Consider the following 13,148-nt stretch of genomic DNA (forward strand, 5'->3'; position numbering starts at 1 on the left):
TTCAAAAAATCTTTTTAGAAAAGATCTTCTAGAGAAATTATTTTGGTTGTTTATAAATACAAAAATTTTCCCAGGAGAGAGCCCCACGGGCTGAGAAATAAAGGTTTTCTCCAAAATTTTCCCAAAAATTTTTTTTTAAAGGAAATTTTTAAAGGTTTTTCCCGGAAAAGCTTTTTTTTTTTTTTCTTAATAAAAGAAAACTTTTTGGTTTTTTTAAGCTAACTTTAAAGGTTTTCCCTTTCTAGCAATTTTCTAGAAAGTTCTCGGCCTTTTTTCTCAATTTTACTCTTAATGGTTTATAAAGATTATCTATTATTCTTTTCGGTCTCAATTCTGGCTTGATTTAATATGCCTAAATCCGTTGGGTATTTGATGTCTGCTGGCGCACAAGTCGCATCTAAAATTAGTTTACCTTTGTTTTTTATTTTTTCTCCTTTTTATTGGAGACAATCCTTTTTTTTTACTTCTTTATCACTCTTGTCTATTTCTCTTTTTACTATTTTTTTATTGATTTTGTTTATCAATTCTCCATCAATTCTTTTCCTAAAATGAACTAGCATTGAAGATTCCAGTGGTGGCTCTTGTTGATAACAATTTAAACCTATAAAGTATTGTAGATAGGGATTTTCTCTAATCTGTTCTATAGTTTCTCTATCACTTGTTCCTAATTTTTCCTTAATAATTAATGTCCCTAATGCCATTCTAAATAGTTTGGCTGGCGCACCTTTTTCTGCTGAAAAAAGTTTAGCATATTCTTCCTCAAAATCATCCCAAGGTATCAACTCTGCCATGATTACCCAACGATTATTGGGGGACAATTTGCCCTCGAAAGGTAATTCAAATTTTTCTGGGGGCGGTAAAGGTTGCTCCTCTTTTCGATACATTTGTTCTTGACCAACAACTGGGAGGTGTTTCTACCAATTATAGCGGTTTGTAGCCGACAAAGCTGATCTTTTTTGCGATCGCGAATATGGGTGTAACCTTTTAAAGAATAGGGTTTTGCTTTTATTCAGCAAACCCTAGTTAATACCGACAAAAAGTTTGATACGGTTGAAGTTGTTATTTAGGATACCTTTCAGCAATTAATAATGAACAATTAATAATTAATAATTACCCCTAGTTAGTTTTAAATAATCTACTAATCTTGACAAATAATCTAGAGTTAGATAAATTAGTTGCTAAATTTATTATTGGTGTTTAATAATGTTTGAGCTTACAAAGAAATCTTTAAAATTATACGTTTTGACGAGTATTGTTACTTTAATGGGTAACTCAGCGAATGCTTTAACTATTAGTGGTGATATTCAACAAATTACAGCACCTCCATCCATAGTCCTTGGACAAGTAGAAAGTAACAATACAATCTTTTTATTCAAAGAACAAGAAGGATTATTATTAACATCAAACTTGACTGTTGATGTTGTCTCTCCTGGTACTTATGGACCTAATGCTAGTTCAAATGGTATTCCACAAGGGACATTATCATCGGGAATGTTAATTGATAGTTGGTTTCTTCATAGTGATCCAGTTGGTCGACCTAATATGGGGATTGATTTTAACGGAACAGTTACCTTTGATAAAGAAATTGTTGGTATTATTTTAAATTCAAATAGACTGGTTAATACTCATGGTTTACTGGGAGCTTCAAATACCAGTTATGATGATTATAGATTTAATATTTTTTCAGCCGATCAGTTTATATTGAGTAATGATCTTCGTACATTAACAATCAATCCAATCACTGGTACTGGTGCAGATAATCTCAGAGTTTTAACTAAGTCAACAGTACCAGAACCTTTAACTATTCTTGGTGCAGGAGGTGCAGTTGCTTTCGGAGCAACTTTCAAACGTAAATTAAGTAAAGCTAAATCGTAGGGTGAGTTAGGTACGGGTTTGGTTTTGATAAACATCATAATTTTTGATCCGCACCGTAACCCACAATTTTAAATATGTAGTCTGTTATACTTTTTTCCTCATACTCTCCCGACAGCCAATATAAGTAGGAAATTTATCCTATAATTTACTCATAACTTGTTAAAAATTCTTGAACTGTAATAATAGGAATTTCTCGAAAAGGATTTTAAAATTTCTGGAGTTAAACCGTTGGCTTGGGCTTCTTCGCTACATTTGTCCATGGTTTCCCTAAATTTTTTTAATTTTTCCTGATGATAGGACATGATTTGTGATTCTAATAAAGCTGTTATTTTACTCTGTATTTGTGCTTGAGTCTCCGTACTAGCTTGGCGATAAATTTGAGCCAATTCTGGTGATATTTTGATGGTTATTTCTTCTAAGTTTATCATTTTTTCTCCGTGTTTAAAACTGTACTTCAACCCCTATATACAATATAATTTATCTGTTCTTATTCAACAACTTATAACCTAAAACAGCAGCACCGATACCAGTAGCCATGGGAGCATTCACAGTGTTTCATTTAAAATGATACCTTGAATGATAGTCATCTGATAGTCAAAAGTGTTAGTTAACCGCAACAAATCTTAATAATCTTAGTCACTTGAATATTTTACTTTTGTATGGCTCGAGGCAGATTTGAACTGCCGACCTTGGGCTTATGAGTCCCCTGCTCTAACCAACTGAGCTACCGAGCCGTTTTTTTAGACCTTTCCTAGTGTAAAACAGTAAACAGCAAATGTCTACCCTTTTGCAGAAGTTTTTTATTGAGTGTGGGCAGTGTGAGCAGACTTTGTTTCTCAGCACCACCCTCTCCAACCTCTTCTAAGTAGAACCATATTTAGGCAGGAATTGGTTCTCCTGGGCGTAATCTCACCCATTTACCCATGTCTTGTACAAAACTTTTACAACCTACCACATCCCACTCCATTTCGATGTATTCCTTCTTAGTACGGATGTTAACATTAATGGTGGGTTCTTTGGGTTCAAAAGTAGGACTATTACTTAAATGGGGTTGCTGATGTTGCTCCTCTACTGTGTGATAGGTTTGACACCTATCAACATAATGACAGTTAACACAAATACACATATGACTCTCCTTTGCTCGTGTTACCTATCAATTTAACTTATAATACAAAAACTTGACTAATCTTTAAGAGTTTGTTTCTTTACTTTACATGAAACCGCTGAGATCATCTTTCCATTTATCCCCAAATATTCTACCCTTTGACTTAGCCTTGCTTCCACCCACTGCTTATTTAGTGGGTGGGATGGTTCGAGATGCACTATTAAACCGTAAAAGAGATTATCTAGATTTAGACTTTGCTTTACCCAACCTAGTCATAGAAACAGCTAAAAAGATTGCGAATAAATATCATGCAGGTTTTGTTGTTTTAGACGATAAAAGAAACATTGCTAGAGTAGTTTTTAAACAGGGAACCGTTGATTTTGCTCAACAAGAAGGAGATAGCATCGAAAAAGATTTAAGCAGACGAGATTTTACAATTAATGCGATCGCCTATAATTTTCATAAACAAAAATTAATTGATCCTTTTCATGGTTTAAAAGATTTACAAATAAAAACCATGAGAATGATTAGTGTAAAAAACCTCCAAGATGATCCCTTAAGATTATTACGTGTTTATCGCCAAGCTGCTCAATTAAATTTTACAATTGAAACCCAAACTAGGCAAACTATTGTCGAATTATCTTCTTTAATTAATCAAATTGCTGCTGAACGAGTCCAAAGCGAATTTAATTATTTATTAGGAAATGAGGGAGGAAGTAACTGGTTTATTCAAATTGAACAAGACGGCTTATTAAAACCTTGGTTTTCTGGGACTAATAATAATAATTTACAACTATTACAAGGGGTTGATCACAGTGTTAAATTATTACAAAATAGGTTGACAAAAGAAGATTTTAACGATTTCTTTTCCCTGAGAGGAGAGGACACAGTTTATAGTAGCTCTCTCTTGCAACGAGCAAGATTAACTTGTCTAGTTTCCAATGATGCTAAAATAGCTAAAGAAGAGTTAATTAACTTAAAGTATTCTAATCAAGATATTAAAGCAGTTTTAAAGGTTTTAAGCAATTTACCATCTCTAGAAAAAGATAAGCAAAATATATCTTTGAGAGAAATCTATTTTTTGTTTTTAGAACTAGGTAATATTTTCCCTATTTTTGCTTTAGTAGCTTTAGGGAAAAACATTAATAATGACTTGATATTAAAACTTATCTCTCATTATCTAGATCCTCAAGATAAACTAGCACACCCTATCCCTTTAATTACGGGTCATGATCTAATTAACTATCTTAAAATTAAACCCAGTCCCCAACTTGGTCAACTTTTAACCGAGGTTTCCATTGCTCAAATCGAAGGAAAAATAGAGAATAAAGCAGAAGCTTTAGAGTTTGCTAGAGATTATCTAGTCAATCTAAATTCTATATAATTCACTGTACTTTCGTACTGTTAATACATTCTCCATCTGAAATATTTGGGGCTTGTGCATTCTGGTTGGGGCTTAAACTTTGACAGAGAACAAGAAGAAATGACTTAGAATTATAGTAAACGCCTAACTTATATTCTCTTGTGTTATTTTCTAGAGAATTTACGGCAATAGCACCCTGTTTCACACCAGGATAAGGAGAATTTGTTATTATAACCGGTTCCTCGTAGTTATAATAATAACCAGAGAAAACTATATCTAAATTTTCAAGTTTATCGGCAAACTTTGCGTTTTCAAGATAATAGGCTTGTTGCGTTTCTCCAAGACTACTTAACATCTGTTTAGCTTCTGCTTCCTTTGCTTTTCCCACAACAGCCATCGTGTTTGGTAATGCAATCGAACCGAATACTGCCACTATCAACATTACCACCAACAATTCAATCATTGTAAATCCTTTGATGTGCTTGTTTGTCAGGACTTTCAAAAGTAAAATTTTAATCATCATCATACTTCAAAACTATAGACCTTAAAGAGTTTTAATTGCTGATAAATACCTTCAGTAAATCGCTTTAAAACTTTGGGAATTTTAACTAAGTGATTGGGAATGAGGACGACAAAAAGCAGTTAATAGTAATAATAAATTAATTAAGGACGCTTTAGCCGTGATAACTATCACGGCTGGGTTATGATTATAAAGTGGAGATCAAAGGTTAAGACTTTTTATATGGATTATCTCGTAGCTGTTGTTAGCGATCGCATTAAAGCAGAAGAAGCCTACACTGCCCTAGAAAAAGCTGGCATTCCCACCAGTCAAATGAGTATCCTGGGCAAGGGGTACAAAACCGCCGATGAATTCGGTTTGATTGATCCTGGACAACAGGCTAAAAAACGCGCCATGCTGATGGCTATCTGGTTAGTCCCCTTTGGTTTTGCCGGCGGTTATATGTTTGACTTAGTTACAGGAGTCAACAGTTTTGACTGGGCCGCAGAACCCTGGAATCATATCTTAGGAGGGTTTGCCGGTGCTATTGGAGGGGCAATGGGTAGTGTCTTTGTCGGTGGTGGAGTCGCTTTATCCGCAGGCAGTGGGGACGCTTTACCCTATCGAAATCGTCTTAACGCAGGAAAATATATCGTTATTGTACAAGGGGCAACTAGCTTGAAGAATAAAGCAACCTCCATACTTCGTCCCTTAAACCCTGAAAATCTCCAGGGTTACTCTTCTGAGAACTATTAGCACAACTCCATTTATATAACAGGTTATAACAGGTTACATTATTCCTCTTGCCAAGCAATACAAACGTTCACCAACGAACTATGAAATACTAACTACTTTGTTCTCCAGTTAACTACATTTAATTCTGGAACTCGCTCAAATTCTTTGACATTCGAGGTGACAACGGTAAGATAATGCACTTTTGCGGTGGCTGCAATTAACAAATCATAAGCACCAATAGGAGTGCCTTGTGCTTTTAATATAGTGCGAATTTTTGCTGCTTCGTTGGCTTCTCTCTCTCTCAAGGGCAAAATGGTGATACTATCTAAGAAATCTTCCATCACAAGACGAATTTTAGCCGTCCTTTCTGGGTTAAGTAGCATTCCATAATTGATTTCCATCAGGGTAATAGCAGAAATAAACACATCACTGGGTGTCATTAACTTGATATATCGCAGTGTGTTGATTTCTCCTCTAGCAAAGTCACTGACGGTACAGGTATCTAAGAGATAAGTCATTACAGTAATTCTTCTTCTGTGGGAGGTTGTAATTCTGAGCGATAAGACTCAAAAGGAACAATTTTCTTATCTCCTTCAAAATTATCGATTAATTTCGACCAAGTTAATAATTGATTTTCGGCTAACCAGGCCACCAATGCTTCTCGAACGATCGCATTCCGTTTCTTTCCCGTCACTTGACAAACTTGCTTTAACTTCTCCCCTAATTCTTCTTCGATATACACATTGAAGTTCATACTTTATATCCCCGAAATTTATAACATATTATAACAGGTTAGTTTATTGGCTCCTCAATTAGTACAAAAATTCACCAACGAACTATAAAATACAATCCCAGAAGTAGTTAACTGTGACAACTGCGATCGCCTTACAAAAATCATCCATCCTCAAGTTTGAACTTCGATTTATATAACAGGTTATAACAGGTTAGTTATAACCACGCTATAAGGCAGTTGAGTCTTGTTATTCTTTATATTTGATCAACTCTAGAGAGTATCTACACAATTGGACTGCATAAAAAATTGTTTTCATTTTCTCCTGATAAGGAAAATTAGAGAATTGAGTTAAATAGAACAAAATACAGAACAGCGTGATAGATTGCTTGAAAATTGTTACAGTCTTGGACAATAAACTAGAATATTTATCCTTGTTGTTAGTAGCAGTTTTTGACATTGAATGTTTATTGAACTCAGCTACTAACTAGAGGCATTTAATTCTATTTTTGGGACAATTAACGGAAGTCAGAATTTTTTTTAGGCATCAAGGATAATTGTTTTAATTTACTTCTAAATTTTTCTCCTTGCTCTTGATAATGACTGAGGGTTGTTTTGTTCATTGTTTCGTTTTGAGACAACATACAATAATCAATTTGTTCTAGCAAAGCACTGAGAAGCAGGTCATTTTCGGCTGTTTCCAGAATAGTTAATAAGTGGTCATATTCTGGATCAGAGATTTTGTCACGACTGACTAATTGATAGTAGTCTGATACTGTTTCTAATCGTTCCAAGATTAATTTGTAGAGAATGTATTTATTCATTGTTATAACATCGATTATTTTCTGATTGATTGGTATCTTCTGGGTTTTCGTCTCCTAAGTTTTTCCTCAGTTTATGGAGTAGATAGTTAGAGCAAAAATTTATTTGTGTTGATGCAATCATGATCATGTCCTCCGTAATTAAAATAATGATTGATAGATTGATTGAAAATCATCATTTTCTTTGATGTCTTTAATCATTCGTGAATAGCGTTTGCGTACAGCAGGATAAGAAAGAGATGATCCATTATTTGACGTTAGTTCCTCGCTAACTTCTTTTAAGGTATAACCTTCTACTTTATGCAAGTATAAAATTTGAACGTTGAGATCACTTAATGACTCAAATATAAGGTCAATAAGTTGTTCCATTTGCATCATTGTATAAGCATTAGTTTGCTTTGTGTGTAATAATGTTTCTCCGAGTTCATCTTTATATTCAATGGTTTCTTTTCCCCAATATTTTCTAGCAATATCCCTTATTTTCTTAGTAACTGTTGTTTTCAACCATCCATAGGGATTATAGATAGGTTCTTTTATGATCGTTACCAGAGCTTTTTGATAACCTTGAACAAGAATCTCAAATTCTGCAACATGATCAACTTTCTGATTTTTCATACAATAAGATATATGGTTCATTAGAGCATAAAACTTTTTTTGTTCTGATGGAGACAATAAGTTAAAGTCTTTTAATACAAAGCTTAACTCGCTGTCAAGATAATTTCTTCGATTAGCATATTCTAGATATACTAACCTCATAAGAAGAGTAAACAGTTGATCCTATGGTTAGGTTCAAATATTCGCTTTTTTCGATATTTACTTGATGGCCAATATTGTGGGATGTCATTCCTAATTTCTCCGTCATCTTTCTTGAGGCGATTTATTGCGGTTAATAGTTGTAAAAATTCAAAGGTAATCTTCTGTCTTTTTGATGAGTTCAAGACAGTTAAGGTTATGATGAGATGCTTTGATTTATCGCAATCGTCACTATTAATATGTTTAATTGAAGCAAAACATCTTCTATATTTTCGTTGTTCTTTGTATAAATGAAATAAAAGTTTATTGATAATTTGCTTAACACTATTATAGATTTTATTTTGTGTTATTCTTTCTGTTTCTGTTTGATATTCAAAATTAATCAAATTAATTTTATCTTGAAATTGTAAAAGTTTGACAATTATTTTTTCAATATGTTCTATTATGTTAACAATAGAACATATATACTTAATTTTAATAGGTATTTGATAATTATTCTTGAGATTTTTATCTCGTTTAATTTGTTTTTGAAGATTGAACTTGCGAGAGTACAATCTATTTTTTATTCTTGCAAATTCCCCTAATTTTCCTAATAGTAATTGCTTATACCTGACTTCGATACTTTCTAATGATTTTATGGTATCTCTAACCATATACAGCCAATTATGTGGCAATTTATAGAAGTTATCTCTATGGAAAATATTAACTTTACTTTGTGTATTTAACTGTGTCTTCTGTTTAATAGCTTTAAATGATGTTTGTGTATCTAATATTGATATTGATCGTTCTCTAGGATGAAATGATCTCTGTGTATCTAATCTTAATTTTTCAATAGCTTTAAATGACCTTTTTATATCTAATTGTACTTGTTTTTCTAAAGCTTTAAATGACCTTTTTATATCTAATATTGACTGCTCTAAAACGTGCTTCAATTTAGGTTTGCTTGGTAGTATATCCTGTGAATGTAATACTTGTCTTCGTTCTTCAGATGCTGTTATTAAGTTCTCAAAAACAGGCTTCAATTTAGGTTTGCTTGGTAGTATATCCTGTGAGTGTAATAATTGTCTTTGTGTTTCAAATGCTTTGAATGATCTGTTTATATCTGATAATGATTGTTCCATAGCCTTAAATTGATTCTGCATAGTTTTGTTTCCTTTCTAAAATGTCCATCTAATTACTAAGAGGCAAACTTGCACCGAAATGGGACAAGATACACAAAAAATTTTTTTCACCAAGCTAAGCACAGAGGTTTGAAGGGTTCAGCATCATTCCCTAACCTGATCATAGATAGTTTTCCAATGCTGCGATCGCCTATTAAAAACCCTCGATGCTCAAGTTTAAACTTCAATCTAGATAACAGGTTAGCTTGTCACTCTTGCCAATCAATACAAACGTTCACTAACGAACCATAAGATAAAGTCCCAAAAGTAGTTAACTATTACAGTAGCGATCGCCTATTAAAAACCTGAGCATCTATAGTTTAAACTTCAATCTAGATAACAGATTAGCTTGTTACTCTGTCCAATCAATACAAACGTTCACTAACGAACCATAAGATAAAGTCCCAAAAGTAGTTAACTATTACAGTAGCGATCGCCTGATAAAAACCCTCGATGCTCAAGTTTAAACCTCAGTCTAGATAACAGATTAGCTTGTCACTCTTGCCAAGTAATACAAAAGTTCACCAACGAACCATAAGATACAGTCCCAGAAGTAGTTAACTGTAACAGTAGCGATCGCCTATTAAAAACTAAGTGCGCTATAGTTTAAACCCCAACATATATAACAGGTTATAACAGGTTAGGTTGTGACTCTTGCTAAGCAATACAAACGTTCACCAACGAAACATAAGATATAGTCCCAGAAGTAGTTAACTGTGACAACAGCGATCGCTCATGAAAAACCTGAGCATCTATAGTTTAAACCCCAACATATATAACAGGTTATAACAGGTTAGCTTCCCACTATTGCTAAGCAATACAAACGTTCACTAACGAACCATAATATAGCAATCACCGAATGATTCATGAGATTATCTAGATCCCCCCTTTAGTTCCCCCCTTAATAAGAGGGGTTAGGGGGGATCAGTTTCAATATTAATTCTCACAACTGATAAATGATTGCTATATACAGTCCCAGAAGTAGTTAACTATTACATTAGCGATCGCCTCACAAAAACTAAGTGCGCTATAGTTTAAACCTCAATCTAGATAGAGGAAATTTCAAACCTTAAAAACTCCTACGGTGGTATATAGCATTTTCCACAGTCATGAGGTACACCTCATATCTAACTCCGAACTCCGAACTCCGAACTCCGAACTCCTATATTTACGGACAGGGTTCATGATACATTGGCATTAGTGGTTCAAAATATTCTGGAAATGCCTACCCTTACTGCAACCCCGTTAAACTTCCCCTTAACTGCCGTTGTTGGCCAAGAAGCCATCAAACTCGCCTTATTATTAGCAGCAGTCGACCCAGGTTTAGGCGGTGTGGTCATTGCAGGGAGACGAGGAACGGCCAAATCAGTGCTTGCCAGGGGAATACACGCTCTTTTGCCCCCTATTGAAAGAATAGAAGAAAATCCCTTTAACTGCGATCGCGACAAACCCAGTGAATGGGACGACAACACCCAAGAACAATATTTAAACCAACGCCCCGAAGACATCACTACAGAAATAGTCCCGGCACCCTTTATACAAGTTCCCATCGGTGTCACAGAAGATAGGTTATTAGGATCGGTAGATGTAGAAGAGTCCGTTAAACAAGGAGAAGCGATCTTTCAACCAGGTTTATTGGCACAAGCACATAGAGGAGTCTTATATGTAGATGATATCAACCTTTTAGACGACCAAATATCCAACCAACTCTTAAGCGTATTAACCGACGGTAGAAACCAAATAGAAAGAGAAGGGATCAGCTTTCAACATCCCTGTAAACCCATTCTAATCTCCACTTATAACCCTGAAGAAGGCCCATTAAGACGGCATTTATTAGATAGAATTGCGCTCGCCCTTTCAGCAGATGGAATATTAGCCCTAGATCAACGAGTACAAGCGGTTAACCAAGCTTTAGACTATGCTAACTCTCCCCAAAGCTTTCTTGCTCAATATGACGAAGAAATAGACGATATTAGAACCCAAATTATCCTTGCTAGGGAATGGTTAAAAGAAGTTATCATTACCCCAGATCAGATTCAATATTTAGTCGAAGAGGCCCTCAGAGGAGGTGTAGAAGGGCATCGTGCCGAATTGTTTGCCGTTCGAGTCGCCAAAGCCTCAGCAGCCCTAGATGGACGAAATACTATCAATTCAGAGGATTTAAGAAGGGCAGTAGAACTGGTGATCGTACCTCGTTCCACCATGATGCAACCTCCTCCAGAAGATGCACCTCAACCTCCCCCTCCTCCCCCACCACAGCAACCTCAAGATGATTCTAATCAAGATCAAGATGAACAAGAAGAGGAAGAAGAAAATAACGAAGAACCGGAACAAGAACCCCCAGGTATTCCCGAAGAGTTCGTTTTTGACATAGAAGGAGTCATATTAGACCCCAGTGTGTTGTATTTTGCCCAGATGGCACAAAACCAAGGTAAGTCAGGCAGTCGTAACTTAATCTTTTCCGACGATCGCGGACGCTACGTTAAACCCATGTTACCCAAAGGCAAAGTCAGACGTATTGCCGTGGATGCCACCTTACGGGCAGCAGCCCCCTATCAAAAATACCGACGTTTAAGACATCCTGGCCGCAGTGTAATTGTCGAACAGGGGGATATACGTTCTAAGCGTTTAGCAAGGAAAGCAGGGGCTTTAATCGTCTTTGTAGTGGATGCTTCCGGGTCAATGGCCTTGAATCGGATGCAGTCCGCTAAGGGTGCAGTGATGCGTCTATTGACAGAAGCTTATGAAAACAGGGACCAAGTGTCCTTAATACCCTTCAGAGGGGAACAAGCAGACGTATTGTTACCCCCCACCCGTTCCATTTCTTTAGCCCGTAAACGCCTAGAAACCTTGCCTTGTGGGGGTGGTTCACCCTTGGCCCATGGGTTAACCCAAGCGGTTCATGTGGGGATGAATGCCAAAATGTCGGGGGATATTGGTCAAGTGGTGATCGTTGCCATAACCGATGGACGGGGAAATATTCCTTTAGCCAAGTCTTTAGGGGAACCCATACCCGAAGGAGAAAAGCCAGATATTAAACAAGAGTTGTTAGATATTGCTGGAAAAATTCGGGCTTTAGGGATTAAATTATTGATGATAGATACAGAGAAAAAATTTGTTTCTACTGGGTTTGGCAAGGAGATGGCGCAAACCGCTGGAGGGACTTATTATCAGTTACCAAGAGCAACAGATCAAGCTATTGCACAGATGGCGAGAGGGGCGATCGCTGATTTAAAATAAATCAACTCTCATAATGACATCAAACCGCAATTGGAGACAAGATAAATTACTGACTCCTTATGAGATTGCTAAACTTAAGCAAAGTGGTGCGGATATTCATGATCTTAAAGGAGGGAAAAATGCTTCTAAAAAGGACTTATATAGGGTTTGCTGAATAAAAGCAAAACCCTATTCTTTAAAAGGTTACACCCATATTCGCGATCGCAAAAAAGATCAGCTTTGTCGGCTACAAACCGCTATAATTGGTAGAAACACCTCCCAGTTGTTGGTCAAGAACAAATGTATCGAAAAGAGGAGCAACCTTTACCGCCCCCAGAAAAATTTGAATTACCTTTCGAGGGCAAATTGTCCCCCAATAATCGTTGGGTAATCATGGCAGAGTTGATACCTTGGGATGATTTTGAGGAAGAATATGCTAAACTTTTTTCAGCAGAAAAAGGTGCGCCAGCCAAACTATTTAGAATGGCATTAGGGACATTAATTATTAAGGAAAAATTAGGAACAAGTGATAGAGAAACTATAGAACAGATTAGAGAAAATCCCTATCTACAATACTTTATAGGTTTAAATTGTTATCAACAAGAGCCACCACTGGAATCTTCAATGCTAGTTCATTTTAGGAAAAGAATTGATGGAGAATTGATAAACAAAATCAATAAAAAAATAGTAAAAAGAGAAATAGACAAGAGTGATAAAGAAGTAAAAAAAAAGGATTGTCTCCAAGAAAAAGGAGAAAAAATAAAAAATAAAGGTAAACTAATTTTAGATGCGACTTGTGCGCCAGCAGACATCAAATACCCAACGGATTTAGGCATATTAAATCAAGCCAGAATTGAGACAGAAAGAATAATAGATAATCTTTATAAA

15 protein-coding genes, 1 tRNA gene and 1 pseudogene are annotated in these 13,148 nt (G+C 35.6%); 6 read left to right on the top strand and 11 right to left on the bottom strand.

What is annotated here, in order from left to right; genetic code table 11:
* Nucleotides 1-268: 268 nt before the first annotated feature.
* A pseudogene (locus tag CWATDRAFT_RS24085) lies at nucleotides 269-884 on the bottom strand (IS5-like element ISCwa2 family transposase); the annotation flags it as partial.
* A gap of 319 nt (nucleotides 885-1,203) precedes the next feature.
* Between CWATDRAFT_RS24085 and CWATDRAFT_RS24090 the strand changes: the two are divergent.
* Nucleotides 1,204-1,875 carry a PEP-CTERM sorting domain-containing protein gene (locus tag CWATDRAFT_RS24090; RefSeq protein WP_007307453.1) on the top strand — a complete coding sequence of 224 codons (672 nt, stop codon included), beginning with the start codon at nucleotides 1,204-1,206 and terminating at the stop codon, nucleotides 1,873-1,875.
* Nucleotides 1,876-2,024: 149 nt separating this feature from the next.
* On the opposite strand, the gene CWATDRAFT_RS24095 is transcribed toward CWATDRAFT_RS24090, so the two are convergent.
* The 3 genes from CWATDRAFT_RS24095 to CWATDRAFT_RS24105 form a co-directional block, all read right to left on the bottom strand.
* Nucleotides 2,025-2,303 (bottom strand): hypothetical protein, encoded by a 279-nt coding sequence (locus CWATDRAFT_RS24095; protein WP_007307465.1) that lies wholly within the window; start codon nucleotides 2,301-2,303, stop codon nucleotides 2,025-2,027.
* 232 nt (nucleotides 2,304-2,535) lie between these two features.
* A tRNA-Met gene (locus CWATDRAFT_RS24100) sits at nucleotides 2,536-2,609 on the bottom strand.
* Between the two features lie 143 nt (nucleotides 2,610-2,752).
* The gene (locus CWATDRAFT_RS24105) at nucleotides 2,753-3,001 is read right to left on the bottom strand and encodes a Ycf34 family protein (protein ID WP_007307464.1); all 249 of its coding nucleotides are present in this window, start codon (nucleotides 2,999-3,001) and stop codon (nucleotides 2,753-2,755) included.
* Between the two features lie 88 nt (nucleotides 3,002-3,089).
* On the opposite strand from CWATDRAFT_RS24105, the gene CWATDRAFT_RS24110 reads away from it, so the two are divergent.
* Nucleotides 3,090-4,364 carry a tRNA nucleotidyltransferase/poly(A) polymerase family protein gene (locus tag CWATDRAFT_RS24110; protein ID WP_007307454.1) on the top strand — a complete coding sequence of 425 codons (1,275 nt, stop codon included), beginning with the start codon at nucleotides 3,090-3,092 and terminating at the stop codon, nucleotides 4,362-4,364.
* Nucleotide 4,365: 1 nt separating this feature from the next.
* Here CWATDRAFT_RS24110 and CWATDRAFT_RS24115 read toward each other — a convergent pair whose 3' ends face one another.
* Nucleotides 4,366-4,869 carry a type IV pilin-like G/H family protein gene (locus CWATDRAFT_RS24115; RefSeq protein WP_232287189.1) on the bottom strand — a complete coding sequence of 168 codons (504 nt, stop codon included), beginning with the start codon at nucleotides 4,867-4,869 and terminating at the stop codon, nucleotides 4,366-4,368.
* Between the two features lie 216 nt (nucleotides 4,870-5,085).
* Between CWATDRAFT_RS24115 and CWATDRAFT_RS24120 the strand changes: the two genes are divergently transcribed.
* Entirely contained in the window at nucleotides 5,086-5,598 is a 513-nt protein-coding gene (locus tag CWATDRAFT_RS24120; protein WP_007312544.1) for a hypothetical protein, read from the top strand.
* Between the two features lie 92 nt (nucleotides 5,599-5,690).
* On the opposite strand, the gene CWATDRAFT_RS24125 is transcribed toward CWATDRAFT_RS24120, so the two are convergent.
* The 6 genes from CWATDRAFT_RS24125 to CWATDRAFT_RS24145 all read right to left on the bottom strand — a co-directional run bounded on the left by CWATDRAFT_RS24125 (nucleotide 5,691) and on the right by CWATDRAFT_RS24145 (nucleotide 9,023).
* Nucleotides 5,691-6,095, bottom strand: coding sequence for a type II toxin-antitoxin system VapC family toxin (locus CWATDRAFT_RS24125; protein WP_007307462.1), 405 nt, complete (start codon nucleotides 6,093-6,095; stop codon nucleotides 5,691-5,693).
* Nucleotides 6,095-6,331, bottom strand: a complete 237-nt coding sequence (locus CWATDRAFT_RS24130) for a ribbon-helix-helix domain-containing protein (protein ID WP_007307461.1) — start codon at nucleotides 6,329-6,331, stop codon at nucleotides 6,095-6,097. The genes CWATDRAFT_RS24125 and CWATDRAFT_RS24130 overlap by 1 nt, the downstream gene beginning before the upstream one ends.
* Nucleotides 6,332-6,825: 494 nt before the next feature.
* Nucleotides 6,826-7,101, bottom strand: coding sequence for a hypothetical protein (locus tag CWATDRAFT_RS24135; protein ID WP_007312546.1), 276 nt, complete (start codon nucleotides 7,099-7,101; stop codon nucleotides 6,826-6,828).
* A 22-nt stretch (nucleotides 7,102-7,123) separates the two neighbouring features.
* Complete coding sequence (locus CWATDRAFT_RS41170) at nucleotides 7,124-7,252, bottom strand: hypothetical protein (protein WP_007312547.1); 129 nt, start codon at nucleotides 7,250-7,252, stop codon at nucleotides 7,124-7,126.
* A 17-nt stretch (nucleotides 7,253-7,269) separates the two neighbouring features.
* Entirely contained in the window at nucleotides 7,270-7,800 is a 531-nt protein-coding gene (locus CWATDRAFT_RS24140; RefSeq protein WP_232287190.1) for a sigma-70 family RNA polymerase sigma factor, read from the bottom strand.
* Nucleotides 7,801-7,880: 80 nt separating this feature from the next.
* Nucleotides 7,881-9,023 (bottom strand): hypothetical protein, encoded by a 1,143-nt coding sequence (locus CWATDRAFT_RS24145; protein WP_007307458.1) that lies wholly within the window; start codon nucleotides 9,021-9,023, stop codon nucleotides 7,881-7,883.
* Nucleotides 9,024-10,262: 1,239 nt separating this feature from the next.
* Between CWATDRAFT_RS24145 and bchD the strand changes: the two genes are divergently transcribed.
* From bchD to CWATDRAFT_RS24155, 3 genes are all read left to right on the top strand, one after another.
* Nucleotides 10,263-12,281, top strand: coding sequence for a magnesium chelatase ATPase subunit D (bchD, locus tag CWATDRAFT_RS24150; RefSeq protein ID WP_042712310.1), 2,019 nt, complete (start codon nucleotides 10,263-10,265; stop codon nucleotides 12,279-12,281).
* A gap of 13 nt (nucleotides 12,282-12,294) precedes the next feature.
* On the top strand, nucleotides 12,295-12,435 hold the full coding sequence (locus CWATDRAFT_RS34530; protein ID WP_021829761.1) for a polymorphic toxin type 33 domain-containing protein: 141 nt from the start codon (nucleotides 12,295-12,297) through the stop codon (nucleotides 12,433-12,435).
* A gap of 125 nt (nucleotides 12,436-12,560) precedes the next feature.
* Nucleotides 12,561-13,148: IS5 family transposase (locus CWATDRAFT_RS24155; RefSeq protein ID WP_007307457.1), on the top strand; the 588-nt coding region annotated here is incomplete at its 3' end.

It is taken from the genome of Crocosphaera watsonii WH 8501, from assembly GCF_000167195.1.
GTDB classification, from domain to species: domain Bacteria; phylum Cyanobacteriota; class Cyanobacteriia; order Cyanobacteriales; family Microcystaceae; genus Crocosphaera; species Crocosphaera watsonii.

Excerpts from the sequence above, each read along its gene's own strand:
- CWATDRAFT_RS24120 (WP_007312544.1), top strand. The coding sequence starts at position 5,086 with ATGGATTATCTCGTAGCTGTTGTTAGCGATCGCATTAAAGCAGAAGAA.
- CWATDRAFT_RS24145 (WP_007307458.1), bottom strand. The coding sequence starts at position 9,023 with ATGCAGAATCAATTTAAGGCTATGGAACAATCATTATCAGATATAAAC.
- CWATDRAFT_RS24090 (WP_007307453.1), top strand. The coding sequence starts at position 1,204 with ATGTTTGAGCTTACAAAGAAATCTTTAAAATTATACGTTTTGACGAGT.
- CWATDRAFT_RS24115 (WP_232287189.1), bottom strand. The coding sequence starts at position 4,869 with ATGATGATGATTAAAATTTTACTTTTGAAAGTCCTGACAAACAAGCAC.
- CWATDRAFT_RS24095 (WP_007307465.1), bottom strand. The coding sequence starts at position 2,303 with ATGATAAACTTAGAAGAAATAACCATCAAAATATCACCAGAATTGGCT.
- CWATDRAFT_RS34530 (WP_021829761.1), top strand. The coding sequence starts at position 12,295 with ATGACATCAAACCGCAATTGGAGACAAGATAAATTACTGACTCCTTAT.
- CWATDRAFT_RS24110 (WP_007307454.1), top strand. The coding sequence starts at position 3,090 with ATGAAACCGCTGAGATCATCTTTCCATTTATCCCCAAATATTCTACCC.
- CWATDRAFT_RS24105 (WP_007307464.1), bottom strand. The coding sequence starts at position 3,001 with ATGTGTATTTGTGTTAACTGTCATTATGTTGATAGGTGTCAAACCTAT.
- CWATDRAFT_RS24125 (WP_007307462.1), bottom strand. The coding sequence starts at position 6,095 with ATGACTTATCTCTTAGATACCTGTACCGTCAGTGACTTTGCTAGAGGA.
- CWATDRAFT_RS24130 (WP_007307461.1), bottom strand. The coding sequence starts at position 6,331 with ATGAACTTCAATGTGTATATCGAAGAAGAATTAGGGGAGAAGTTAAAG.
- bchD (WP_042712310.1), top strand. The coding sequence starts at position 10,263 with ATGCCTACCCTTACTGCAACCCCGTTAAACTTCCCCTTAACTGCCGTT.
- CWATDRAFT_RS41170 (WP_007312547.1), bottom strand. The coding sequence starts at position 7,252 with ATGATTGCATCAACACAAATAAATTTTTGCTCTAACTATCTACTCCAT.